Below are 19,989 nucleotides of genomic sequence, written 5' to 3'. Positions count from 1 at the left end.
ATCAGCCTCCCAACACAGCTTGGAGATTGGTGGCGCTCTGCTCCAGCGATTCGCTCTCGCGCAGCCCCTGGCGCAGGAACTGCTGCATGGGGGCGTAGCGGGCGATCGCCAGATCGGTTTCGGCATTCCCGCCAGGCACATAGGCACCGACGCTGAGCAGGTCCTTGGCCTGCTGATAGAGCGACCAGAGCTGCTTGACGCGCTGGGCGTTGCGCAGGTGCTCCGGGCTGACCACCTGGGGCATGACCCGACTGATGGACGCCTCGATGTCGATCGCCGGATAGTGGCCTTCCTCGGCCAGGCGCCGCGACAACACGAAGTGACCATCCAGCACACCCCGCGCCGAGTCGGCGATGGGGTCCTGCTGATCGTCGCCTTCCGAGAGCACAGTATAAAACGCCGTGATCGAACCCCCACCTTTTTCTGCATTGCCGGCCCGCTCCACCAGCCGCGGCAGCTTGGCGAACACCGACGGCGGATAGCCCTTGGTCGCCGGCGGCTCGCCGATGGCCAGGGCGATCTCCCGCTGCGCCTGGGCATAGCGGGTCAGGGAATCCATCAGCAGGAGCACGTTCTTGCCCTTGTCGCGGAAGTATTCGGCGATGCGGGTGCAGTACATGGCCGCGCGCAGGCGCAGCAGGGGCGCATCGTCCGCCGGCGAGGCCACGACCACCGCCCGCTTGATGCCCTCCTCGCCCAGGATGTGCTCGATGAATTCCTTCACCTCGCGACCCCGTTCGCCGATGAGCCCGACCACGATGATCTCGGCCTTGGTCAGCCGGGTCATCATGCCGAGCAGCACGCTCTTGCCCACGCCGGTACCGGCGAACAGGCCGAGACGCTGCCCGCGGCCCACCGTCAACAAACCGTTGATGCTGCGGATGCCGACGTCCAGCGGCTCGCTGATGGGCTCGCGCTTGAGCGGGTTGATGGTGGGGCCGTCCATCGGCACCCAGTCTTCGGCGCGCATGCGGCCCTTGCCGTCCAGGGCATTGCCCAGGCCATCCAGCACGCGACCGAGCATGGACATGCCCATGGGCAGGCGACCGGTATCCGGCACCGGCACCACCCGAGCGCCGGGCGCGATACCGGCCAGGCTGCCCACTGGCATGAGAAAGGTCTTGTTGCCGTTGAAGCCCATCACCTCGGCCTCGACCTCCACCGGCTGGTAGCCACCGCCATTGATCAGCCGGCAGCGGCTGCCGACGGCGGCACGCAGGCCTTCGGCTTCCAGGGTCAGGCCGACCATGCGCAACAGGCGGCCTTCGATCACCGGCTGCTGTTCGACCCGGATGGCTTCATCGTAACCGCTGAGGCGGCGTTCGAAACTCAGACGCTCAAGACGCATGGGAGGCATCCTCGATGTCGATGTGCAGATCGGCTTCCTGGGGCTGGGTCGCCTGGTGACGCTGCTGTTCGGCCAGCTGCGTCAGCGCCTGGGTCAGACGGGTCTCGATGCTGGCATCGATGACGCTGCTCTCGGTCTCGATCCGGCAGCCGCCAGGCATCAGGGTCTCGTCCTCGAGGATGCGCCATTTCTCCTCGTGGCGGTCACGCAGGGCCTTCATCAGCTCGAAGTCCTGGGGGCTGACCTGAATGCGGATGTTCTCGGCCCCCATGGGCAGCAGTTTCAGCGCCGTGCGCACCACCTGACCCAGTTGACTGGAGTCTAGCGTGAGTTCGCGCTGGATGACCTCGCGGGTGATGTGCCGGACCAGCTGCACCATCCCGGCTTCCAGGGCCTGGTCCTGTTCGCCGATCGGATCGAGCAGATGGCTCATCAGGGTTTCCAGGCTGGCCAACCGGGCGGTCAGCGCCGCCTCGGCTTCCTGGCGCGCCTTGAGCTGACCCGCGTGGTAGCCGTCACGCTCGCCGGTGACGAAGCCTTCGTTGTAGGCCTCCTGGCGGATCGCCTCCAGCTCTTCGAGGGTGATCGGCTGGACCTCTTCGACCGGCACCTCTTCGATCTGGGGTTCCGGCTGGGGCTCGGGCTCGGCGGCGGCGGCGGCGGCGGCGGCGGCGGCGGCGGCGGGCGCAGGGAGGTCCTCGGGCTCGTCGAAACTGTCGAAGGCCGGCAGTCGCCAGACATCGAAGGCTTCCAGATCCCGCGCCCTGATCAGTTCGCTCGCCGCTTCTTTGCTCATTACCTGTCCGTCAGAAAACCGCTACTGACCAGACATTAGCAAAGCGCAGGCCAACCCCGGCAAGCCGTCAGACCATTTCCTCGCCACCCTTGCCGCCCAGCACGATCTCGCCGGCATCGGCCATGCGACGGGCCACGGCGAGGACCTCCTTCTGCGCGCCCTCCACCTCGGACAGCCGCACCGGGCCCTTGGCCTCCAGGTCGTCGCGCAGCAGCTCGGCCGCGCGCTTGGACATGTTGCGGAAGAACTTCTCCTTGATGCCGTCGTCGGCGCCCTTGAGCGCCAGCACCAGCACATCGGAAGACACCTCCCGCAGGAGTGCCTGGATGCCACGGTCGTCGACGTCGGCCAGGTTGTCGAAGACGAACATCAGGTCTTCGATCTGTCCCGACAGATCCTGGTCCGCGTCGCGGATCGCATCCATCAGCGGGCCTTCGACCGAGCTGTCCAGGTAGTTCATGATGTCGGCGGCGCGCTTCACGCCACCCAGGGCGGTACGGGTGGTGCTGGCGCTGCCGGAGAACTGCTTCTCCAGGATCAGGTTCAGCTCCTTGAGCGCCGCGGGTTGCACGGTGTTCAGCGAGGAGACGCGCAGGACGATGTCCAGGCGCACCTTGTGGTCGAAGTGACCAAGTACCTCGGCCGCCTGGTCCGGGTCCAGATAGGCCACCACGATGGCCTGGATCTGCGGGTGCTCGTAGCGGATCACGTCCGCCACCGCCCGCGGCTCCATCCACTTCAGGCTATCCAGGCCACTGGTGTTGCCGCCCAGCAGGATGCGGTCGATCAGGCCGCTGGCCTTGTCCTCGCCGAGGGCCTGGGTGAGCATCTTGCGGATGTAGCCGTCGGCGCCCACGCCCAGGCTGGTCTGGTCGCCCACCACCTCGATGAAGTCGCCCAGCACCCGCTCGACCTGCTCGCGGTTGACGTTGCGCATCTGGGCCATGGCGGTACCGACCTTCTGCACCTCCTTGGGTCCCATGTGGCGCAGGATCTGCGCGGCATCGGCCTCGCCCAGCGACAGGAGGAAGATCGCGGCCTTCTCGACCTTGGAAAGTTGCGCTTCATTCGTCGCCATTGATCCAATCCTTCACTACCTGGGCGACACGGCCCGGATCATCGTTGACCAGCTGCTTGATGGCGGTCAGTTGAGCGTCATAACCCTCGCTCGGGCTGGGCAGCAACAGCGGCGCCGGACCGGCCAGGCTCACCTTGTCGTCGGCCAGATCGTCCGACAGCCCATCCAGACCACCGGCACCCAGGGCACCGGCACCACCGGCAGCGGCCAGGGCCGCGGCGTCCTTGGCATTGCCGCCGGACAGGTTCTTCAGCACCGGACGCAGCACCCCAAAGACTAGCACCAGGATGAAGAGGACGCCGAGGGCCTGCTTGACCACACCCCAGAACCAGGGCTGCTGATAGAAGGGAATGCTCTCGATCTCTTCCTGCTGCACCGGGGCGAAGGGCGCATTGATCACGCTCACGCTGTCGCCGCGGCTGGCGTCGAAGCCCACGGCATCCTGTACCAGACGGGTGAAGCGAGCCAGGTCCTCGGTGGTCCAGGGCTGGTGGCTGACCTTGCCGGCGGCATCGACCTTGACCTGGTCGTCCAGTACCACGGCGACGGAAAGCCGACGCAGACGACCCTGTTGCTGACGGGTGTAGCTGATACTGCGGTCCAGCTCGTAGTTGCGGGTGTTCTGCTCACGCTTGTCGGTCGGGTACGGCAGGGTCGCCGGCAGGCTGGTCTTGCTGTCGTAGATGAACTGGTCATTGGCGTCGCGCAGCGGCTGGCCGGGAGCGATGTAGTTCGCGCCGCCACCCTGGGCACCGGCCTTCTCCGGGGTCGAGGACGGACCGGGTGGCTGGTTGGACAGGGCACCCGGCACGCCTTGGGCACCGCCGCCGGAAGTCTGACGCTGCTCGCTGTTCTGCTGCTCGCTGCGCAGCGCCGGCTGATCCGGGTTGAACTGCTCGGAGGTCGACTCCACGGCATTGAAGTCCACGTCGGCAGCCACTTCGGCCTTGAAGCGGCCATTGCCCACCACCGGCTGCATGATGTTCTGCACGCGCTGGGTCAGGGAGCCTTCCATCTTGCGGGTGTAGTCCAGTTGCTTGCCGGCGATCGACAGCTCGGAAAGATTCTGCTGGTCGGACAGCAGCTGGCCCTTCTGGTCGACGATGGTGACCTGGGACTTGTCCAGTTCCGGCACGCTGGTGGCGACCAGGTTGATGATGGCCATGACCTGGCCGGCGTCCAGGGTACGGCCGGGGTACATCTCGACCAGTACCGAGGCACTCGGCTTGCGCTCGTCACGAACGAACACCGAACTCTTCGGGATCGCCAGGTGTACCCGGGCGCCCTTGATGTTGTTGAGGCTGGAGATGGTCCGGGCCAACTCGCCTTCCAGGCTGCGACGGTAGTTGGCCGCCTCCATGAATTGGCTGGTGCCCAGCGGCTGCTCCTTGTCCAGCAGCTCGAAGCCGACGTTGCCATCGGAGGCGGTGATGCCGGCTGCGGCCATCTTCATGCGCGCCCGGCCAAGGTCATCGGACTTGACCAGCAGGGCGCCGGAATTCGGATCGACCTTGTAGCCGATGTCGGCCGCGCCCAGAGCCTGCAGCACCTGGTTGGCGTCGAGACCGTTCATGCTGGTGTACAGCGGCCGATAATCCGGCTGCTGGGTCCAGAGCACCACGGCGAAACCCAGGGCGACGCTGGCGGCCAGGCCGATCAGCAGCCCCATCTGCCGCAGCAGCGGCATGTCGGACAGGTTGTCGAGAAAGCTCAGGCCCAGCAGCGACTTCTTGGGCTTGTCTTCAGCCGCAGGCTGGGTCGTCGGGACGGGGGCGTTGGTAAGAGCGTCAGCCATTTTCTAGACCGTCCTCAAATCGACATTTGCATGATGTCTTGGTACGCCTGCACGAACTTGTTGCGTACCTGGGTCAAGGCCTGCACGGAGACGCTGGCCTTCTGCGAAGCGATCATGACTTGAGTGAGGTCGACGCCACCCTGACCCAGCTCGAAGGCCTTGGCCATCTCGCCAGCGGTCTGCTGGGTCTCGTTGACGGAGCCCACGGCCTTGCTGAGCATGTCGGCGAAGCTCGGACCCTGGACCTGTTCCGCGCCAGCAGCCGGAGCTACGACGGCTTTCGACCGGGCCATGGCTTCGGTCTGCATGGAACGCATTTCCAGCATCAACCGATTGAACTCGACACCTTGAACCATTTGCTCTGCTCCTCTGGCACGGGAAATTGACGCCGTACCCACTCGTGTCAGAGATAGAGCAATGCCTGTGCCAGATCCTAAAAATCCAGCGAAAACAATGGTTTGGTAAAAAGGTGCCGAGAGCCGACTAAAGTTTGCCGAAAATCAGTCGACGCTGAGGCGGTCGCGGTTGCGCTGCAGGAGGGCCTTGCCAATACCCTTGACCTCGAGCAGTTCGTCCACCGAGGCAAAGGCGCCATGGGCTTGGCGATGGTCGACGATGGCCTGGGCCTTGACGGCCCCGATCCCCCGCAGCCCTTGCAGCGCGGTGACATCGGCGACGTTGATGTTCAAGGGCGCCAGGTTGGCCGTCGAGGCAGGCTTGGTTGCAGTCCCTGTGCCGGACTCACAGGCATTGGCCCAGGGACTGAACAGGGCCAGCAACGTCACTATCCAGATGAATCTCATAGAGGAACCTCCTTGTTCCGCTGTTTGATTCGGAAAGGTTAACGCAACGGGTCAGGCGGTCAACTCACCAGCGATCCCGCCTGGGCACGCTCGGTTCGCAGCGCCAGCAGGGTCTGGCGAACGCCCTGGCGCCAGTCGCTGGGCGGGATGCCGAAGCGCTGCTCCAGCGCGCTGGAATCCAGCATGGAATAGGCCGGACGCTTGGCCAGGGTGGGAAATTCGGAGGTGGCGATGCCGGTAATGAGCGGCGCCCGCTCAAGCATGCCCAGCTCCTGGCCGGCGTCGATGATGTAGCGCGCGAAGTCGCACCAGCTCAAACCGCTGTCACCGCCGAAGTGATAGAGGCCGTAGGCCGTCTGCTCAGGCTGAGCATGAGCCTGGACGGCGATCTGCAGCAGCGCGTCGGCGATATGGCCGGCGTAGGTCGGGCAACCTACCTGATCACTCACCACCCGCAGTTCATCGCGATCGGCGGCGAGCCGCAGCATGGTCTTGAGGAAGTTGTTGCAGTGTTCGCTGAAGACCCAGGCCGTTCTCAGCACCACCGAACGCGAGCAGGCGGAGAGCACGCGGTTCTCCCCTTCCAGCTTAGTCATGCCGTAGACCCCGGACGGGCTGACCGGATCCTCGACCTGATAGGGTTCGGTGGCGGTGCCGTCGAACACGTAGTCGGTGGACAGGTGCAGCAGGGCGATGCCGGCGGCGCCGCAGGCCTGGGCAAGCACCGCGGGGCCTTCAATATTGCCGCGGGCGGCGATCTCCGGCTCCTGCTCGGCCTTGTCGACCGCCGTATAGGCGGCCGCGTTGATCACGACGTCTGGAGCGAATCGCTCGAGATGGCTGGTTACCGAGCCTTCGTCAGCGATATCCAGAGTGGCACGTCCATGGGCCTCCCATGCCAGTTCTGAACGCTGAAGACGATCGGTCAGACAACGTCCGACCTGACCGTTCGCTCCGGTAACCAGTATCTTCATCTATACAGCTCCGCCAATCGAAGGCCTTGTGCATCTTTGGCGGACAGGATGGGATCCGTAACCCGCCAGTCGATATTCAGATCCGGATCATTCCAGATCAAAGACCCTTCATCAGAGGGATCGTAATAATCTGTGCACTTGTATTCAAAATCAGCGGTTTCCGACAACACCACGAAGCCGTGGGCCAGACCCGGCGGTATCCAGAGCTGACGCTTGTTGTCTTCCGAAAGGATCTCGGCGACCACGTTGCCGAAGGTGGGCGAACCGCGACGGATGTCGACGGCCACGTCCAGTACCTCGCCGCGCACCACGCGCACCAGCTTGCCTTGCGGCTTGCTGCGCTGGAAGTGCAGGCCGCGCAGCACGTTGCGGGCGGAACGCGAGTGGTTGTCCTGCACGAACGCCAGGGTGATCCCCGCCTGCTCGGCATAGCGCTCGGCCTGGAAGGATTCCAGGAAGAAGCCGCGGTCGTCACCGAAGACCTTGGGTTCGATCAGCTTGACGTCCGGGATCGCGGTTTCGAAGACCTGCATCAGTCCTGCTCCTTGCACAGACGCGCCAGATACTGGCCATAACCGGTCTTGCTCAGGGCTTCGGCCTGCAGTGCCATCTGCTCGCAGGTGATCCAGCCTTTCTGGAAGGCGATCTCTTCGAGGCAGGCGACCTTCAGCCCCTGGCGCTTCTCGATGGTCTGGACGAAGTGGCCGGCTTCCAGCAGGGCGTCGTGGGTACCGGTATCCAGCCAGGCGAAACCACGGCCCAGCAGGGAGACGTTCAGCGAGCCGCGACGCAGATACTCGTTGTTAACGTCGGTGATTTCCAGCTCGCCGCGGGGCGACGGCTTGATGTTGGCGGCGATATCCAGCACGTCGTTATCGTAGAAATACAGACCGGTGACGGCGTAGTTGGACTTCGGCTTCTTGGGCTTCTCTTCGATGCTCAGGGCCTTGCCCTGCTCGTCGAACTCGACCACACCGAAGCGCTCGGGATCGGCGACGTAGTAGCCGAAGACGGTGGCGCCCTTCTCCACGCTCGCGGCCTTGAGCAGCGTCTCGCTGAAGCGCTGGCCGTAGAAGATGTTGTCGCCGAGGACCAGGCAGACGTTGTCATCGCCGACGAATTCGCGACCGATGATGAAGGCCTGGGCCAGGCCATCGGGGCTGGGCTGCTCGGCATAGCTCAGCTGCATGCCGAAGTGACTGCCGTCACCGAGCATGCGCTGGAAGCCGGGCAGGTCGGCGGGCGTCGAGATGATCAGCACTTCCTGGATACCGGCCAGCATCAGCACGGATAGCGGATAGTAGATCATGGGTTTGTCGTAGATCGGCAGCGACTGCTTGGACACGCCCAGGGTAATGGGGTGCAAACGGGTACCGGAGCCACCGGCCAGCAGAATTCCCTTGTATTTGCTCATGGCAATCGTCCTCTGAAAATTGACTGTTGCTGTCGGTCGGACACGCCCGCGGGCGTGTCCGCGATAGGATCGTTAAACGGCTTCGCCGAGACGCTCGAGGCGGTAGGCGCCGGACAGCACCCGCTGCCACCACTCACGATTGTTCAGGTACCAGGTGACGGTCTTGCGCATGCCGGTCTCGAAGGTCTCTGCCGGCGTCCAGCCCAGCTCGCGGCCGATCTTGCTGGCATCGATGGCGTATCTCATGTCGTGACCGGGACGATCCTTGACGAAGGTGATCAGGTCGCGATAGCGCTCGACGCCCTCGGGCTTCTGCGGCGCCAGCTCTTCGAGCAGGTCGCAGATGGTCTCGACGACCTGCAGGTTGCGCTTCTCGTTGTGGCCACCGATGTTGTAGGTCTCACCGACCTCGCCCTGGGTCACCACGGTGTAGAGCGCGCGGGCATGGTCCTCGACGAACAGCCAGTCACGCACCTGGGAGCCGTCGCCATAGATCGGCAGCGGCTTGCCATGGATGGCATTGAGAATGACGTGGGGGATCAGCTTCTCGGGGAAGTGATAGGGGCCGTAGTTGTTCGAGCAGTTGGTCACCAGAACCGGCAGGCCGTAGGTCCGGCCCCAGGCACGCACCAGATGGTCGCTGCCGGCCTTGCTGGCCGAATAGGGCGAGCTCGGGGAATAGGGCGTGGTCTCGGTGAAGAGGTCGTCGGTGCCGTGCAGGTCGCCGTATACCTCGTCGGTGGAGATGTGGTGGAAACGGAAGGCCGCCTTGGCTTCCGGCGCCAGCTCGTTCCAGTAGGCACGGGTCACCTCCAGGATGACGCCGGTGCCGACCACGTTGGTCTGGATGAAGGCGGCAGGGCCCTCGATGGAGCGGTCCACGTGGGACTCGGCAGCCAGGTGCATGACCACGTCGGGCTGGAAGGACGTGAAGACCTGCTGCAGCGCGGCGAAATCGCAGATGTCCACCTGGTGGAATTCGTAGCGGTCGGAGTCGGCGACTTCGGCCAGGGAGTCCACGTTACCGGCGTACGTCAGCTTGTCGACGTTGGCAACCTTGCATTGGGTTTCGTTGATAAGAAAACGTACTACGGCGGAACCAATGAAACCCGCGCCACCTGTTACCAGTACCTTCATCCTGAATCCTGCCTATATCGATTTGTACATCATTGCGCCCGGCGCTGCGGGCGAGACATCGGAGGACGGCGCAGCCATCCCTGGCTCGGGTCACAGCCACAGCCATGCACCCAAAGACCTGAGTTAAACAGTGGCAGGAAAAGAAAGTTCAGCCTAGCGGGGGGAGGCTGCCGCTTCTGTGCTCGGCTTCAAATCCAGGCAGGAAGAAAGCGTGGACGGGATCACTCGATGGATCGCTTGACGTGCAGCCAGTCGACGATATCGCCTTCGGGAGAATAGCCAGCGACAGTGTCCCGCAGCAGTTGCCGGACGCGGAGGTAATCCCCCGCATCGATCGCGCGACTGAGCTCGACGAGGGCGGCGCGAAAGGCATCCCAGGCCAGGAAGTCTTCACTCGCGCGCATGATCTTGGGATGGGACGTCGGACTCACGTCGTCACCGATGAGCAACTCTTCATAGAGCTTTTCGCCGGGGCGCAGCCCGGTGAACTCGATGGCGACATCGCCATGGGGATTGGCCGGCGAGCGCACGCTCAGACCCGACAGCTTGATCATCTGCTCGGCCAGTTCGACGATGCGCACCGGCTCGCCCATGTCCAGCACGAAGACGTCTCCGCCCTCGCCCATGGCGCCCGCCTGAATGACCAGCTGGGCGGCTTCGGTGATGGTCATGAAGAAGCGGGTGATCTTGGGATGCGTGACCGTGACCGGCCCACCCTTGCGGATCTGCGTCCGGAACAGCGGGATGACCGAACCGGACGAACCCAGCACGTTGCCGAATCTCACCATGGTGAAGCGGGTGCGATTGACCTGGTGGATACCGTCGGCCTGACCGTGCAGCACGGGCGCCGCCTCGCGGCTGAGCGCCTGCAGGATCATTTCGGCCAGGCGCTTGGTGCTGCCCATGATATTGGTGGGCCGTACCGCCTTGTCGGTGGAGATCAGCACGAAACTGGTCACGCCAGCCTGGATGGCCGCCTGGGCGGCATTCAGGGTACCCAGGACGTTGTTGCCGAAACCCTCGGCGATGTTGTGCTCGACCATGGGCACGTGCTTGTAGGCCGCCGCATGATAGAGGGTGGCCACCTTCCAGTGCCGCATCACCTGCAGGAGCAGCGGCGCATTGCGAATGGAGCCCAGCACCGGCACCAGGGTGACCGGCAGGGCTTCGCGCTGGATATAGGTATCCAGCTCACGGTGGATGCTGTAGAGGTTGAATTCGGCGTGGTCGAGCAGGATCAGGGTGCGCGGCTTCTGGCCGATGATCTGCCGACACAGCTCGGAGCCGATGGACCCCCCTGCCCCGGTCACCATCACCACCTGACCGGTGATGCAGCGCGCGAACAGCTCGGGCCGGGGCGTGACTGGATCTCGTCCCAGCAGGTCGGCGATGTCGACCTCCTGGAGATCGTCCACCTGTACCTTGCCGCAGGCCAGGTCGCTGATCCGCGGCACGGTCCTGACATGCAGCGGATAGGGCTCCAGCAAGCCGAGCACCTCACGCCGCCGTGCGCGAGTGGCGGACGGGATCGCCAGGAGGATCTCCTCGGCGCCCGTTTCGTCGATCATCTGCTGGATGTGCTTGGGGGTGTAGACCTTGAGCCCGGCGATGATGCGATTGGCGATGCTCTTGTCGTCGTCGATGAAGGCCACCGGGCGCATGGCGCGGCCCATGCGCAGCGCCGCGACCAGCTGGTTGCCCGCCGAGCCGGCGCCATAGATGGCGACCCGCGGCAGCTCGTCCGGCTGCTTGATGAAAGGCACCGTGATGGCGCGATACCAGTCGCCCAGGAAGTATTGGCGCAGCGCGAGGCGCAGGCCGCCGATCAGGATCAGGCTGACGATCCAGTAGTTGAAGATCATCGAGCGCGGGACGATCTCCGGCAGATCGCGATACCAGTAGATGACCACCGACAGCAGCAGCGTCGACAGCGTCACCGCCTTGGCGATGGCGATCAGAGCATCGTTGCCCAGGTAGCGCATGACCGCACGGTACATGCCGAAGCGGATGAACAGGGGAATGGCGATGGCCGGCGCGGTGATGAACAACCAGGCATGCCCGCTGAAGGGCTCGATCATCTGCACGGAGCCCAGGCGCAGATAGAAGGCCAACCAGAGCGAGAGCCAGATCAGCAGCAGGTCAACCGCGACCTGGATGACTCTCTTGGTACGCCGGTTCAGCTTGACCAGATGGTCACGCAACATGTCAGTGTCCCTAATCCCTGAGTCCGGTGGACTGCGTAGCTGTGGCTACCTCATCGGTCCCAGCATGGTATCGGAGGGCCAGGCAAAGCAAGGGCCCATAGGCAAGCAAGAGCCCCAGTATGGCACTTAAAAGCCCCAGCCCCACCAGCAAAGCGATAGGCAGCAACCAGAACAGGTTGATGGCCAGCACCGCCAGGGTCACCGGGCGATGGGCGCCATGCCGCCGCGACGCCCACTGGTAGGCGTGGGTGCGATGGGCCTCGTAGGGCTTCTTGCCCCGGCTCAGCCGCCGCAACAGGGTCCAGGTCGCATCGACCACGAAGACGCCGAGCAGGATCAACCAGGCCCAGAACAGCGACAGCTCGACCAGTGCCGCCTGCAAGGACAGCATGCCGAGGATCAGGCCGAGAAAGCCACTGCCCACATCGCCCATGAAGATACGTGCCGGCGGGAAGTTCCAGCACAGGAACCCACCCACGGCCGCGGCCAGCAGCAAAGGCGCGCCGAGCAAGGCGCCATGGCCGGTCACGGCATAGATCAGCGCCATGCCCAGACAGACGACGAGCGCTTCGCCGCCAGCGATGCCGTCGATGCCATCCATGAAGTTGTAGAGATTCAGCAGCCAGACCAGATAGAGGACGCCCAGGGTCATCACCAGCCACTCGGGTAGTCCCAGAACCGCGGACAGCTGCGCCGGCAAGGCGCCATAGCCGCCCAGCCACAGCAGCGCAGCGATCGCGGCCAGGAAATGGCCGAGCAGGCGCCAGCCGGCGCCCACGTGCCGATGATCGTCGACGAAGCCGAGCACGGCCACCAGCAGCCCCGCCCCTATCAGGACGCTGCTGGAAGCCGGATCAAGCTGCCCCAGCAGACGCAGTACCATGCAACCGAGCACGAACACCACGACGATCGCCAGACCACCGCCACGGGGCGTCGCCACCTGGTGCGAGCTGCGGGCGTTGGGTTCGTCGAGCAGGCCGCCGGACAGGGCGTAGCGGCGGAGCGCCGCGGTGCCCAGCCAGCTGCAGCCACCGGCCAGGATCAAGAGGAGCAGCATCATCTGCGCCCCTCCGCACCGGCTCGCTGCGCCCCTAGCGCACGCAAGGCGGCTCGCGCCGACACGGGGGGCTGCCAGCCCAGCAGGGTCTTGGTCGCCCGGATGTCGACCTGCAGCGAACCACAGAGGCGTTGCGCTACCTCGCCTCGACCCAGCAGTCGGGCACCCCATTCGAGCCAGGCGGGCGGAACGGCGATCAGCCGGGGCTTGCGACCCAGGCCTTCAGCCAGCAATTCGAGCAATTCGGCGGTGGAAATATCCTCATCGTCGCTGACCAGCAGGATGACGCCAGCGGCCTCCGGCGCCGTGATGCACAGGAGCAACAGATCGAGCAGATTCTCCAGTGCGAGCAGGCTGCGCCTGTTGTGCCGAACGCCACCCAGGGGCAGCGGCACGCCCCGCGCCAGGGTGTCCAGCAGACGCGCCACATTGGCCTTTACCCCAGGCCCGTAGATCAGCGGGGGGCGAACGATGACCACCTCCAGCCCGGTCTCGGCCATCAGCGCCAGCAACTGCTGTTCGGCCGCCGCCTTGGAGCGGGCGTAGGCATCGGTGGGCGCCGGCTGATCGTCAGCGCGAAAGGGCCTGCCGGGAAGGGTCCAGTCACCATTGACTTTGATGCTGCTGACAAAGATGAAGCGACGGACGCCGGCAGTCTGGGCATCCCGGGCCAGCTTGAGGGTCGCGGCCCGATTCACCTCGTCGTAGCGCGCCTCGCTGGCGGCCCCTGGCTGTTCGCCCAGCTGGTGGACGTGGGCAGCGAGGTGGATGACGGTGTCCACTCCTGCCAGAGGCGCGGACCAGTCGGTAGCGGCGGACAGGTCGCGGATCACCGGAATGACCCCGCCATCGACCGCGGCGGCTGTCGGCCGGCGCTGCGCGGCGACCACCGGATAACCCCGGGTCTGCAGCTGCCGAACCAGGGCCGCGCCGACGAAGCCCCCTGCCCCTGTCACCAGAATCTTGCGTTCCATCAATGCGTTGCGCCGTGCCAGTCAGCCAGGAAAGGGCGCTTATGGTAAGACATTGCCCATCAAGGGCCTAGCGACGCAAAACGCAGGCATAAAAAAGCCCGCCGAACCTGAGCTCGGCGGGCCGAAAAACTTGAGAACCTTAGAAGGTCTTGGCGGAAGCCTGAACTTCAACGGCCTGGAAACGAGCGGCCGGCTGGGCGACGTAGTGGCGCGAGAAGCTCTCGACGCGCTGAGCAGGCTGCAGGAACAGGGCGACCATCCAGCTACCGGCCAGAGCGGCTACAGCCAGGAAAGGGTGACCGAGGTGCATGCTGGTGAAGCAGGCGGCGATACCGATCCAGATGAAAAGATAGTGGCGCATGACAACTTCCTCACTCGGCGTGGACTACGAGGTCACCCAAGACCTTATGTGAAGGAAGTCTCATACAAAAATCGGAACCCGTCTACAAAAATATCAAAAAGGCTTGACTTTTTTTGTAAACGTCAAAATTCCGATATAAAACAAATCGATAACGCTTTTTTGACGACCACGAGAAAAACAATAAAGGCATCAGAATCAATGACTTGCGATGAGACAGCGGACAGACTGGAAAGCGGCGACGGCTTTATGGCTCCAGCTCGTTGACCCTGTCTCTCAATTCCTTGCCGGGCTTGAAGTGCGGGACGAACTTTCCATCCAGCAACACCGATTCGCCGGTCTTGGGATTACGCCCGGTACGGGGAGCCCGATAGTGCAGCGAGAAGCTGCCAAAGCCCCGAATCTCGATACGGTCTCCGGTGGAGAGCGCCTGGGCCATCTGCTCCAGCATGGTCTTGATCGCCAACTCGACATCCCTGGACGACAGCTGCCCCTGATAGGAAACGATGCGCTCGATCAACTCCGACTTGGTCATGGATTTTTTCCTTCGTTATCAAGCGGCTAGATCACCTTCAAGGACTTTTAGCACGCTGGCCGATTTTTGAAAAGTCAAGCCGGCGGCTTTGGCCTCCGCGACTTTTTACGGGCCGTGACCACCCTGACCACTTTCTTCCGACCAAAAAAAAGCGACCCCGAAGGGTCGCCTTTCATTCAAGCTCGAACTTAGTTCTGGCTTTCCATCTGCGCCTTGATCAGGTCGCCGATGGTGGTGGGGCCAGCAGCAGGCTCTTGCTTGCTACGCAGGGAGCTCATGGCTTCCTTCTCGTCGTCGACGTCCTTGGACTTGACGGAGAGGCTGATCACGCGGCTCTTGCGATCGATGCTGATGATCTTGGCTTCGACTTCGTCGCCTTCCTTCAGCACGTTACGGGCGTCTTCGACGCGGTCACGGCTGATTTCGGACGCCTTCAGAACGCCTTCGATCTCGTTGCCCAGGCTGATGACGGCACCCTTGGCATCGACTTCCTTGACGGTACCGCGCACGATGGTGCCTTTCTCGTTCAGGGAGGCGTAGTTGGAGAACGGATCGTCTTCCAGCTGCTTGATGCCCAGGGAGATGCGCTCGCGCTCCGGGTCGACCGACAGGATCACGGTGTCCAGCTCGTCACCCTTCTTGAAACGACGCACGGCTTCTTCGCCGGTTTCGTTCCAGGAGATGTCGGACAGGTGAACCAGACCGTCGATGCCGCCTTCCAGACCGATGAAGATACCGAAATCGGTGATCGACTTGATGGTGCCGGAGATGCGGTCGCCCTTGTTGAACTGACCCGAGAACTCTTCCCACGGGTTGGCGCGGCACTGCTTGATGCCCAGGGAGATACGACGACGCTCTTCGTCGATATCCAGGACCATGACTTCCACTTCGTCGCCGACCTGAACGACCTTGGACGGGTGGATGTTCTTGTTGGTCCAATCCATTTCGGACACGTGCACCAGGCCTTCCACGCCCTCTTCCAGCTCGGCGAAGCAGCCGTAGTCGGTGAGGTTGGTGACGCGCGCCTGAACGCGGGTGCCTTCCGGGTAGCGAGCCTTGATGGCGACCCACGGATCTTCGCCCAGCTGCTTCAGACCAAGGGAGACGCGGTTGCGCTCGCGGTCGAACTTCAGCACCTTGACGTCGATCTCGTCGCCGACGTTGACGATTTCCGACGGATGCTTGATGCGCTTCCAGGCCATGTCGGTGATGTGCAGCAGGCCGTCTACGCCGCCCAGGTCGACGAACGCACCGTAGTCGGTGAGGTTCTTGACGATACCCTTGACTTGCTGGCCTTCCTGCAGGGATTCCAGCAGAGCTTCACGCTCGGCGCTGTTCTCGGCTTCCAGGACGCTACGACGGGAAACGACAACGTTGTTGCGCTTCTGGTCCAGCTTGATGACCTTGAACTCGAGTTCCTTGCCTTCCAGGTGAGTGGTGTCACGCACCGGACGGACATCGACCAGGGAGCCCGGCAGGAACGCGCGGATACCGCTGACGTCGACGGTGAAACCGCCCTTGACCTTGCCGTTGATGACACCCTTGACCACTTCGTCGGCGCTGAACGCGGCTTCCAGGACCAGCCAGGACTCGGCGCGCTTGGCCTTTTCGCGAGACACTTTGGTTTCGCCGAAACCGTCTTCGACGGCATCCAGGGCTACGTGGACTTCGTCACCCACGTTGATGGTCAGCTCGCCTTGTTCGTTGTAGAACTGCTCGAGCGGAACCAGGCCTTCGGATTTCAGGCCGGTATCGACCACAACCCAGTCGCCATCGATCGACACCACGGTGCCGACGATGATGGCGCCCGGCTGCATGTCGAGGGATTTCAGACTTTCTTCAAAGAGTTCTGCGAAGCTTTCGCTCATGTTCATACCTGTTGTATGGATACCCGATGTATCCGGCTACCGCATGACCAGCCCATGCGGGGTGAGTGGTTACCATCCGGCTGCCGGGATGCGACTGGTTCCCGGCAGCTTTCACCGACGACTCGGATGAGTCTCGGCCTTCATCCCGCCAGGTCGCGCTCGGCGGCCAGGGTCAGGATGCGTTCCAATACCTGTTGTATGGAGAGATGCGTGGAATCCAGCTCGACGGCATCGTCGGCCGGCTTGAGCGGAGCAACGCTACGCTGACTATCGCGGGCGTCCCGCTCACGGATCTCTTCCAGGAGGGCAGGCAAGCTAACATTTTCGCCCTTCTGCTTCAACTGAAGATAACGCCTCTGTGCCCGTTCCTCGGCACCGGCGGTCAGAAAGATCTTCAGCTCGGCGTCCGGGAATACCACGGTGCCCATGTCTCGACCGTCGGCGACCAGGCCGGGGGCTTCGCGGAAGGCCTGCTGGCGCTGCAGCAGGGCATCGCGCACGGCCGGCAGGGTGGCGACCTGGGAGGCACCGGCACCGACTTCCTCGGTCCGGATGACGTCGGTGACGTCCTCCCCTTCGAGGATGATGCGCTGGCCGTGCTCATGCCCGGCGAGGAACTGGACGTCCAGATGAGCCGCCAGCAGCTTGAGCGATTCCTCGTTGGTGTAGTCCACGCCATGGTTGCGGGCAGCGAAGGCCAGCAGGCGGTAGAGCGCGCCGGAATCCAGCAGATTCCAGCCCAGCTGCCGGGCGACCAGCGCCGCAAGGGTGCCCTTCCCCGAACCGCCGGGACCATCGAGGGTGATGACGGGTGCGGTACTGCTCATGAGTGCCCCTCCGTAAGAGAATGATGGGCGGCGACCTGAGCGCCGGCCTGGGTACGACTGGCGAGGATGCGCCCGAAATATTCGCGCGCGCCGCGCGCATGGGTCAGCACCTCCATGAGGAACTGACCATCGCCGGCCTGGATGGCGCCACGCAGCTCGTCGAGATCGGCGCGATAGGTGTCCAGGGCCTGCAGCACGGCTTCGCGATTGGCGATGAAGATGTCGTGCCACATGGTCGGATCGCTGCCGGCGATGCGGGTGAAGTCGCGGAAGCCGCCGGCGGCGTAGTGGAAGATCTCGCGGTTCTCGCTGCGCTTGGCCAGGGAGTCCACCAGATTGAAGGCCAGCAGATGCGGCAAATGGCTGGTGGCGGCAAGGACCTGGTCATGGTGCTCGACGGTCATGTGCTCGACATCGGCCCCGATGGCGCGCCAGAGCCGATCGACCTTGTCGAGATCGGCCGGCAGGGTCTCTTCCAGCGGCGTGAGAATGACCTTGTGGCGATTGAACAGCGCCGCGTTGGCCGCCGTCACGCCACTGCGCTCGGAACCGGCGATGGGATGGCCCGGCACGAAGCGCAGCGACTGGCCGGCGAAGGCCTGACGCGCGGCGCGTACCACGTTGCCCTTGGCGCTGCCGACGTCGGTGAGGATGGCGCCCTGCAGCGGCAAGGCCGCAAGCTCGGCCAGCACCCGTTCCATGGCCAGGATGGGCACGGCGAGCTGAATGACATCGGCACCCGGGCAGGCCTCGCCAAGGTCGGCGACGCAACGGTCGACCACGCCCAGCTCGACCGCCAACCGGCGGGTCTCGGGATCGCGATCGACCCCGACCACCTCACGGCAGAGGCCGCTGGCGCGGGCGCCCTTGGCGAAGGAGCCGCCGATCAGGCCCAGGCCGACAACGACGAGACGTTCGATCAGGGGGGTGGCCACTTCAGCCACGACCCAGGACCTTGCTCAGCGCCGCCAGGAAACGGGCATTTTCCGCTTCGGTGCCGATGGAGACACGCAGGAACGTCGGCATGCCATAGCCGGCGACGGGCCGCACGATGACGCCCTCCTGCAGCAGCCCCCGGTTGATCGGCGCGGCGTCGCGCCCCAGGTCCACGGCGATGAAATTGCCACGGGAGGGAATCCATTGCAGGTCGAGAGCGCGGAAACCGGCTTCCAGCTGGGCCATGCCGGCATCGTTGAGGGCCCGGCTGCGAGCCAGGTAGTCGCTGTCGGCCAGGGCCGCACAGGCCGCAGCCTGGGCCAGGCTGTTGACATTGAACGGCTGGCGCACCCGATTGAGGACATCGGCCACGGTCGGCGAGGAGAAGGCATAGCCGACGCGCAGGGCGGCCAGGCCATAGGCCTTGGAAAAGGTCCGCGAGACGATGAGGTTGGGGTACTGGGCCAGAAACGCCAGGCCGTCCGGCAGCTCGTCGTCTTCGGCGTATTCGATGTAGGCCTCGTCGAGCACCACCAGGACGTGCTCGGGCACGCGGGCGAGGAAGAGTGCCAGGGCCTCGCTGTCGAACCAGGTACCCGTGGGGTTGTTGGGGTTGGCGACAAAGACCACCCGGGTGTCGGTATCGATGGCGGCGAGCATGGCCTCGAGATCGTGACCGTAGTCCTTGGCCGGGACGCTGCGGCCTTCGGCACCGATGGCCAGGGTGACCAGCGGATAGACGGCGAAGGCGTGCTCGCTGAACACGGCGTTGTAGCCAGGCGCCAGGTAGGCACGGGCGACCAGTTCGAGGATGTCGTTGGAGCCATTACCCAGGGTGATGCCGTTGGCCGCCACGCCGAACCTCTGGCTCAGGGCCTGCTTGAGGTCGAAGCCGCCGCCATCGGGATAGCGGGTCAGCTCGGCCAGCTCGGCGCGGATGGCTTCGAGGGCCTTGGCACTGGGGCCTAGGGGATTCTCGTTGCTGGCGAGCTTGACGATGCTGGCGGGCGCCAGGCCCAGTTCGCGGGCCAGTTCATCGACGGGCTTGCCGGGCACGTAGGGCGAGAGTTTCTGTACGCCGGGAAGGGCTTGTGCCAGGAAATCGCAGCTCATGGAGACCTCTTCAACTTGCGATGACGACGGCCAGGCCGCCGAAAATGGGCGCCATCTTAAAGCCAAGGTGAGTCGCGGACCAATCGAAGTTGCGCCTGCGCGACGGAAAGCCCCTAGCTGATGGCGCTGTAACGCCCCGGCCGATGGTTGATCGCCAGGGTCAGATTGAGAATCACGGCCCCCAGGATCGAAACGAGGATGGCGCCGGGCTCGACGACCCATAGCGCCAGCAGGACGATCAGGCAATCGATGCCCATCTGCACCTTGCCCGCCCGCCAGCCATAGCGCTGCTGCAGATAGAGCACGGCGATGTTGATGCCGCCGAGGCTGGCCTGGTGACGGAAGAGGATCAGCAGCCCCACGCCCATCAGCACGCCGCCAATGACGGCGGCATAGAGGGGTTGCAGCGTACTGAAGGCAACGAAGTGCGGGGTCAACTCGGTGAGCAGCGACACCAGGGTCACCGCCGCCAGGGTCCGCAAGGTAAAGGCCCAGCCCATGCGCCGCACGGCCAGCCAGTAGAATGGCAGATTGATGAGAAAGAAGGCTTGACCGAAGGAGAGGCGCGTACCGTACTGGGCGAGAAAGGCCAGGCCCGCGGTGCCGCCGGTCAGCAATCCGGCCTGGCGGTAGAGGTTGACCGCCAGGGCGATCATCAGGGTCGCGCTGAGCAAGGCCAGCACGTCTTCGAGCAGATTGTGCCGCTGGAGAGTCACGGAGGTCATGGGGCCATCCTGGCGCGAGGGGAAGCCGACCCCGATGTCGGGGTCGG

General features: G+C 64.1%; 19 protein-coding genes and 1 pseudogene. 1 reads left to right on the top strand and 19 read right to left on the bottom strand.

Going from position 1 to position 19,989, the window contains the following annotated elements; translation table 11 throughout:
• Nucleotide 1 precedes the first annotated feature (1 nt).
• From fliI to EC839_RS02335, 13 genes are all read right to left on the bottom strand, one after another.
• Nucleotides 2–1,348 carry a flagellar protein export ATPase FliI gene (fliI, locus tag EC839_RS02395; RefSeq protein WP_132832058.1) on the bottom strand — a complete coding sequence of 449 codons (1,347 nt, stop codon included), beginning with the start codon at nt 1,346–1,348 and terminating at the stop codon, nt 2–4.
• Nucleotides 1,338–2,144 carry a flagellar assembly protein FliH gene (gene fliH, locus EC839_RS02390; protein WP_132832057.1) on the bottom strand — a complete coding sequence of 269 codons (807 nt, stop codon included), beginning with the start codon at nt 2,142–2,144 and terminating at the stop codon, nt 1,338–1,340. Before fliH ends, fliI begins: the two co-directional genes overlap by 11 nt.
• A 67-nt stretch (nt 2,145–2,211) precedes the next feature.
• Complete coding sequence (gene fliG / locus EC839_RS02385; protein WP_132832056.1) at nt 2,212–3,222, bottom strand: flagellar motor switch protein FliG; 1,011 nt, start codon at nt 3,220–3,222, stop codon at nt 2,212–2,214.
• Nucleotides 3,209–5,017, bottom strand: coding sequence for a flagellar basal-body MS-ring/collar protein FliF (gene fliF, locus EC839_RS02380; RefSeq protein WP_132832055.1), 1,809 nt, complete (start codon nt 5,015–5,017; stop codon nt 3,209–3,211). The genes fliG and fliF overlap by 14 nt, the downstream gene beginning before the upstream one ends.
• A gap of 14 nt (nt 5,018–5,031) precedes the next feature.
• Nucleotides 5,032–5,373, bottom strand: a complete 342-nt coding sequence (fliE, locus tag EC839_RS02375; RefSeq protein WP_132832054.1) for a flagellar hook-basal body complex protein FliE — start codon at nt 5,371–5,373, stop codon at nt 5,032–5,034.
• A 144-nt stretch (nt 5,374–5,517) separates the two neighbouring features.
• Nucleotides 5,518–5,820, bottom strand: coding sequence for a ComEA family DNA-binding protein (locus tag EC839_RS02370; RefSeq protein ID WP_132832053.1), 303 nt, complete (start codon nt 5,818–5,820; stop codon nt 5,518–5,520).
• Between the two features lie 59 nt (nt 5,821–5,879).
• A complete protein-coding gene (rfbD, locus tag EC839_RS02365; RefSeq protein ID WP_132832052.1) occupies nt 5,880–6,794 on the bottom strand; it encodes a dTDP-4-dehydrorhamnose reductase in 915 nt (304 codons plus the stop codon).
• Nucleotides 6,791–7,327, bottom strand: coding sequence for a dTDP-4-dehydrorhamnose 3,5-epimerase (rfbC, locus tag EC839_RS02360; RefSeq protein ID WP_007160389.1), 537 nt, complete (start codon nt 7,325–7,327; stop codon nt 6,791–6,793). Before rfbC ends, rfbD begins: the two co-directional genes overlap by 4 nt.
• Nucleotides 7,327–8,208, bottom strand: a complete 882-nt coding sequence (gene rfbA, locus EC839_RS02355; protein WP_007160390.1) for a glucose-1-phosphate thymidylyltransferase RfbA — start codon at nt 8,206–8,208, stop codon at nt 7,327–7,329. The genes rfbC and rfbA overlap by 1 nt, the downstream gene beginning before the upstream one ends.
• 72 nt (nt 8,209–8,280) lie before the next feature.
• Nucleotides 8,281–9,345, bottom strand: a complete 1,065-nt coding sequence (gene rfbB / locus EC839_RS02350) for a dTDP-glucose 4,6-dehydratase (RefSeq protein ID WP_027597984.1) — start codon at nt 9,343–9,345, stop codon at nt 8,281–8,283.
• 221 nt (nt 9,346–9,566) lie between these two features.
• On the bottom strand, nt 9,567–11,549 hold the full coding sequence (locus EC839_RS02345) for a nucleoside-diphosphate sugar epimerase/dehydratase (RefSeq protein ID WP_132832051.1): 1,983 nt from the start codon (nt 11,547–11,549) through the stop codon (nt 9,567–9,569).
• 10 nt (nt 11,550–11,559) lie between these two features.
• Nucleotides 11,560–12,606 (bottom strand): glycosyltransferase family 4 protein, encoded by a 1,047-nt coding sequence (locus tag EC839_RS02340; protein ID WP_165904648.1) that lies wholly within the window; start codon nt 12,604–12,606, stop codon nt 11,560–11,562.
• The gene (locus EC839_RS02335; RefSeq protein WP_132832049.1) at nt 12,606–13,580 is read right to left on the bottom strand and encodes an NAD-dependent epimerase/dehydratase family protein; all 975 of its coding nucleotides are present in this window, start codon (nt 13,578–13,580) and stop codon (nt 12,606–12,608) included. Before EC839_RS02335 ends, EC839_RS02340 begins: the two co-directional genes overlap by 1 nt.
• Here EC839_RS02335 and EC839_RS24310 point away from each other — a divergent pair.
• Nucleotides 13,570–14,205, top strand: a complete 636-nt coding sequence (locus tag EC839_RS24310; protein WP_177416654.1) for a hypothetical protein — start codon at nt 13,570–13,572, stop codon at nt 14,203–14,205. The genes EC839_RS02335 and EC839_RS24310 overlap by 11 nt on opposite strands.
• Here EC839_RS24310 and ihfB read toward each other — a convergent pair.
• The 6 genes and pseudogenes from ihfB to EC839_RS02300 form a co-directional block, all read right to left on the bottom strand.
• Nucleotides 14,186–14,473 carry an integration host factor subunit beta gene (gene ihfB, locus EC839_RS02325; RefSeq protein WP_007160396.1) on the bottom strand — a complete coding sequence of 96 codons (288 nt, stop codon included), beginning with the start codon at nt 14,471–14,473 and terminating at the stop codon, nt 14,186–14,188. The two genes, EC839_RS24310 and ihfB, sit on opposite strands and share 20 nt — an antisense overlap.
• A 188-nt stretch (nt 14,474–14,661) precedes the next feature.
• Nucleotides 14,662–16,341, bottom strand: coding sequence for a 30S ribosomal protein S1 (rpsA, locus tag EC839_RS02320; RefSeq protein ID WP_132832047.1), 1,680 nt, complete (start codon nt 16,339–16,341; stop codon nt 14,662–14,664).
• Between the two features lie 140 nt (nt 16,342–16,481).
• Nucleotides 16,482–17,168 carry a (d)CMP kinase gene (gene cmk / locus EC839_RS02315; protein WP_007160398.1) on the bottom strand — a complete coding sequence of 229 codons (687 nt, stop codon included), beginning with the start codon at nt 17,166–17,168 and terminating at the stop codon, nt 16,482–16,484.
• Nucleotides 17,169–17,188: 20 nt separating this feature from the next.
• A pseudogene (locus tag EC839_RS02310) lies at nt 17,189–18,112 on the bottom strand (prephenate dehydrogenase/arogenate dehydrogenase family protein); the annotation flags it as partial.
• Nucleotides 18,105–19,217 (bottom strand): histidinol-phosphate transaminase, encoded by a 1,113-nt coding sequence (gene hisC / locus EC839_RS02305; protein WP_132832045.1) that lies wholly within the window; start codon nt 19,215–19,217, stop codon nt 18,105–18,107. The pseudogene EC839_RS02310 and the gene hisC, both read right to left, overlap by 8 nt.
• A gap of 113 nt (nt 19,218–19,330) precedes the next feature.
• Entirely contained in the window at nt 19,331–19,942 is a 612-nt protein-coding gene (locus EC839_RS02300) for a YitT family protein (RefSeq protein ID WP_132832044.1), read from the bottom strand.
• Nucleotides 19,943–19,989 lie beyond the last annotated feature (47 nt).

Origin of the sequence: Pseudomonas sp. JUb52, assembly GCF_004341115.1 — a bacterium.
In the GTDB taxonomy this organism is placed as follows: Bacteria; Pseudomonadota; Gammaproteobacteria; order Pseudomonadales; family Pseudomonadaceae; genus Chryseomonas; species Chryseomonas oryzihabitans.
The sequence above is the reverse complement of the archived record's forward strand: the minus strand, read 5'-3'. Positions and strand labels throughout refer to the sequence as shown.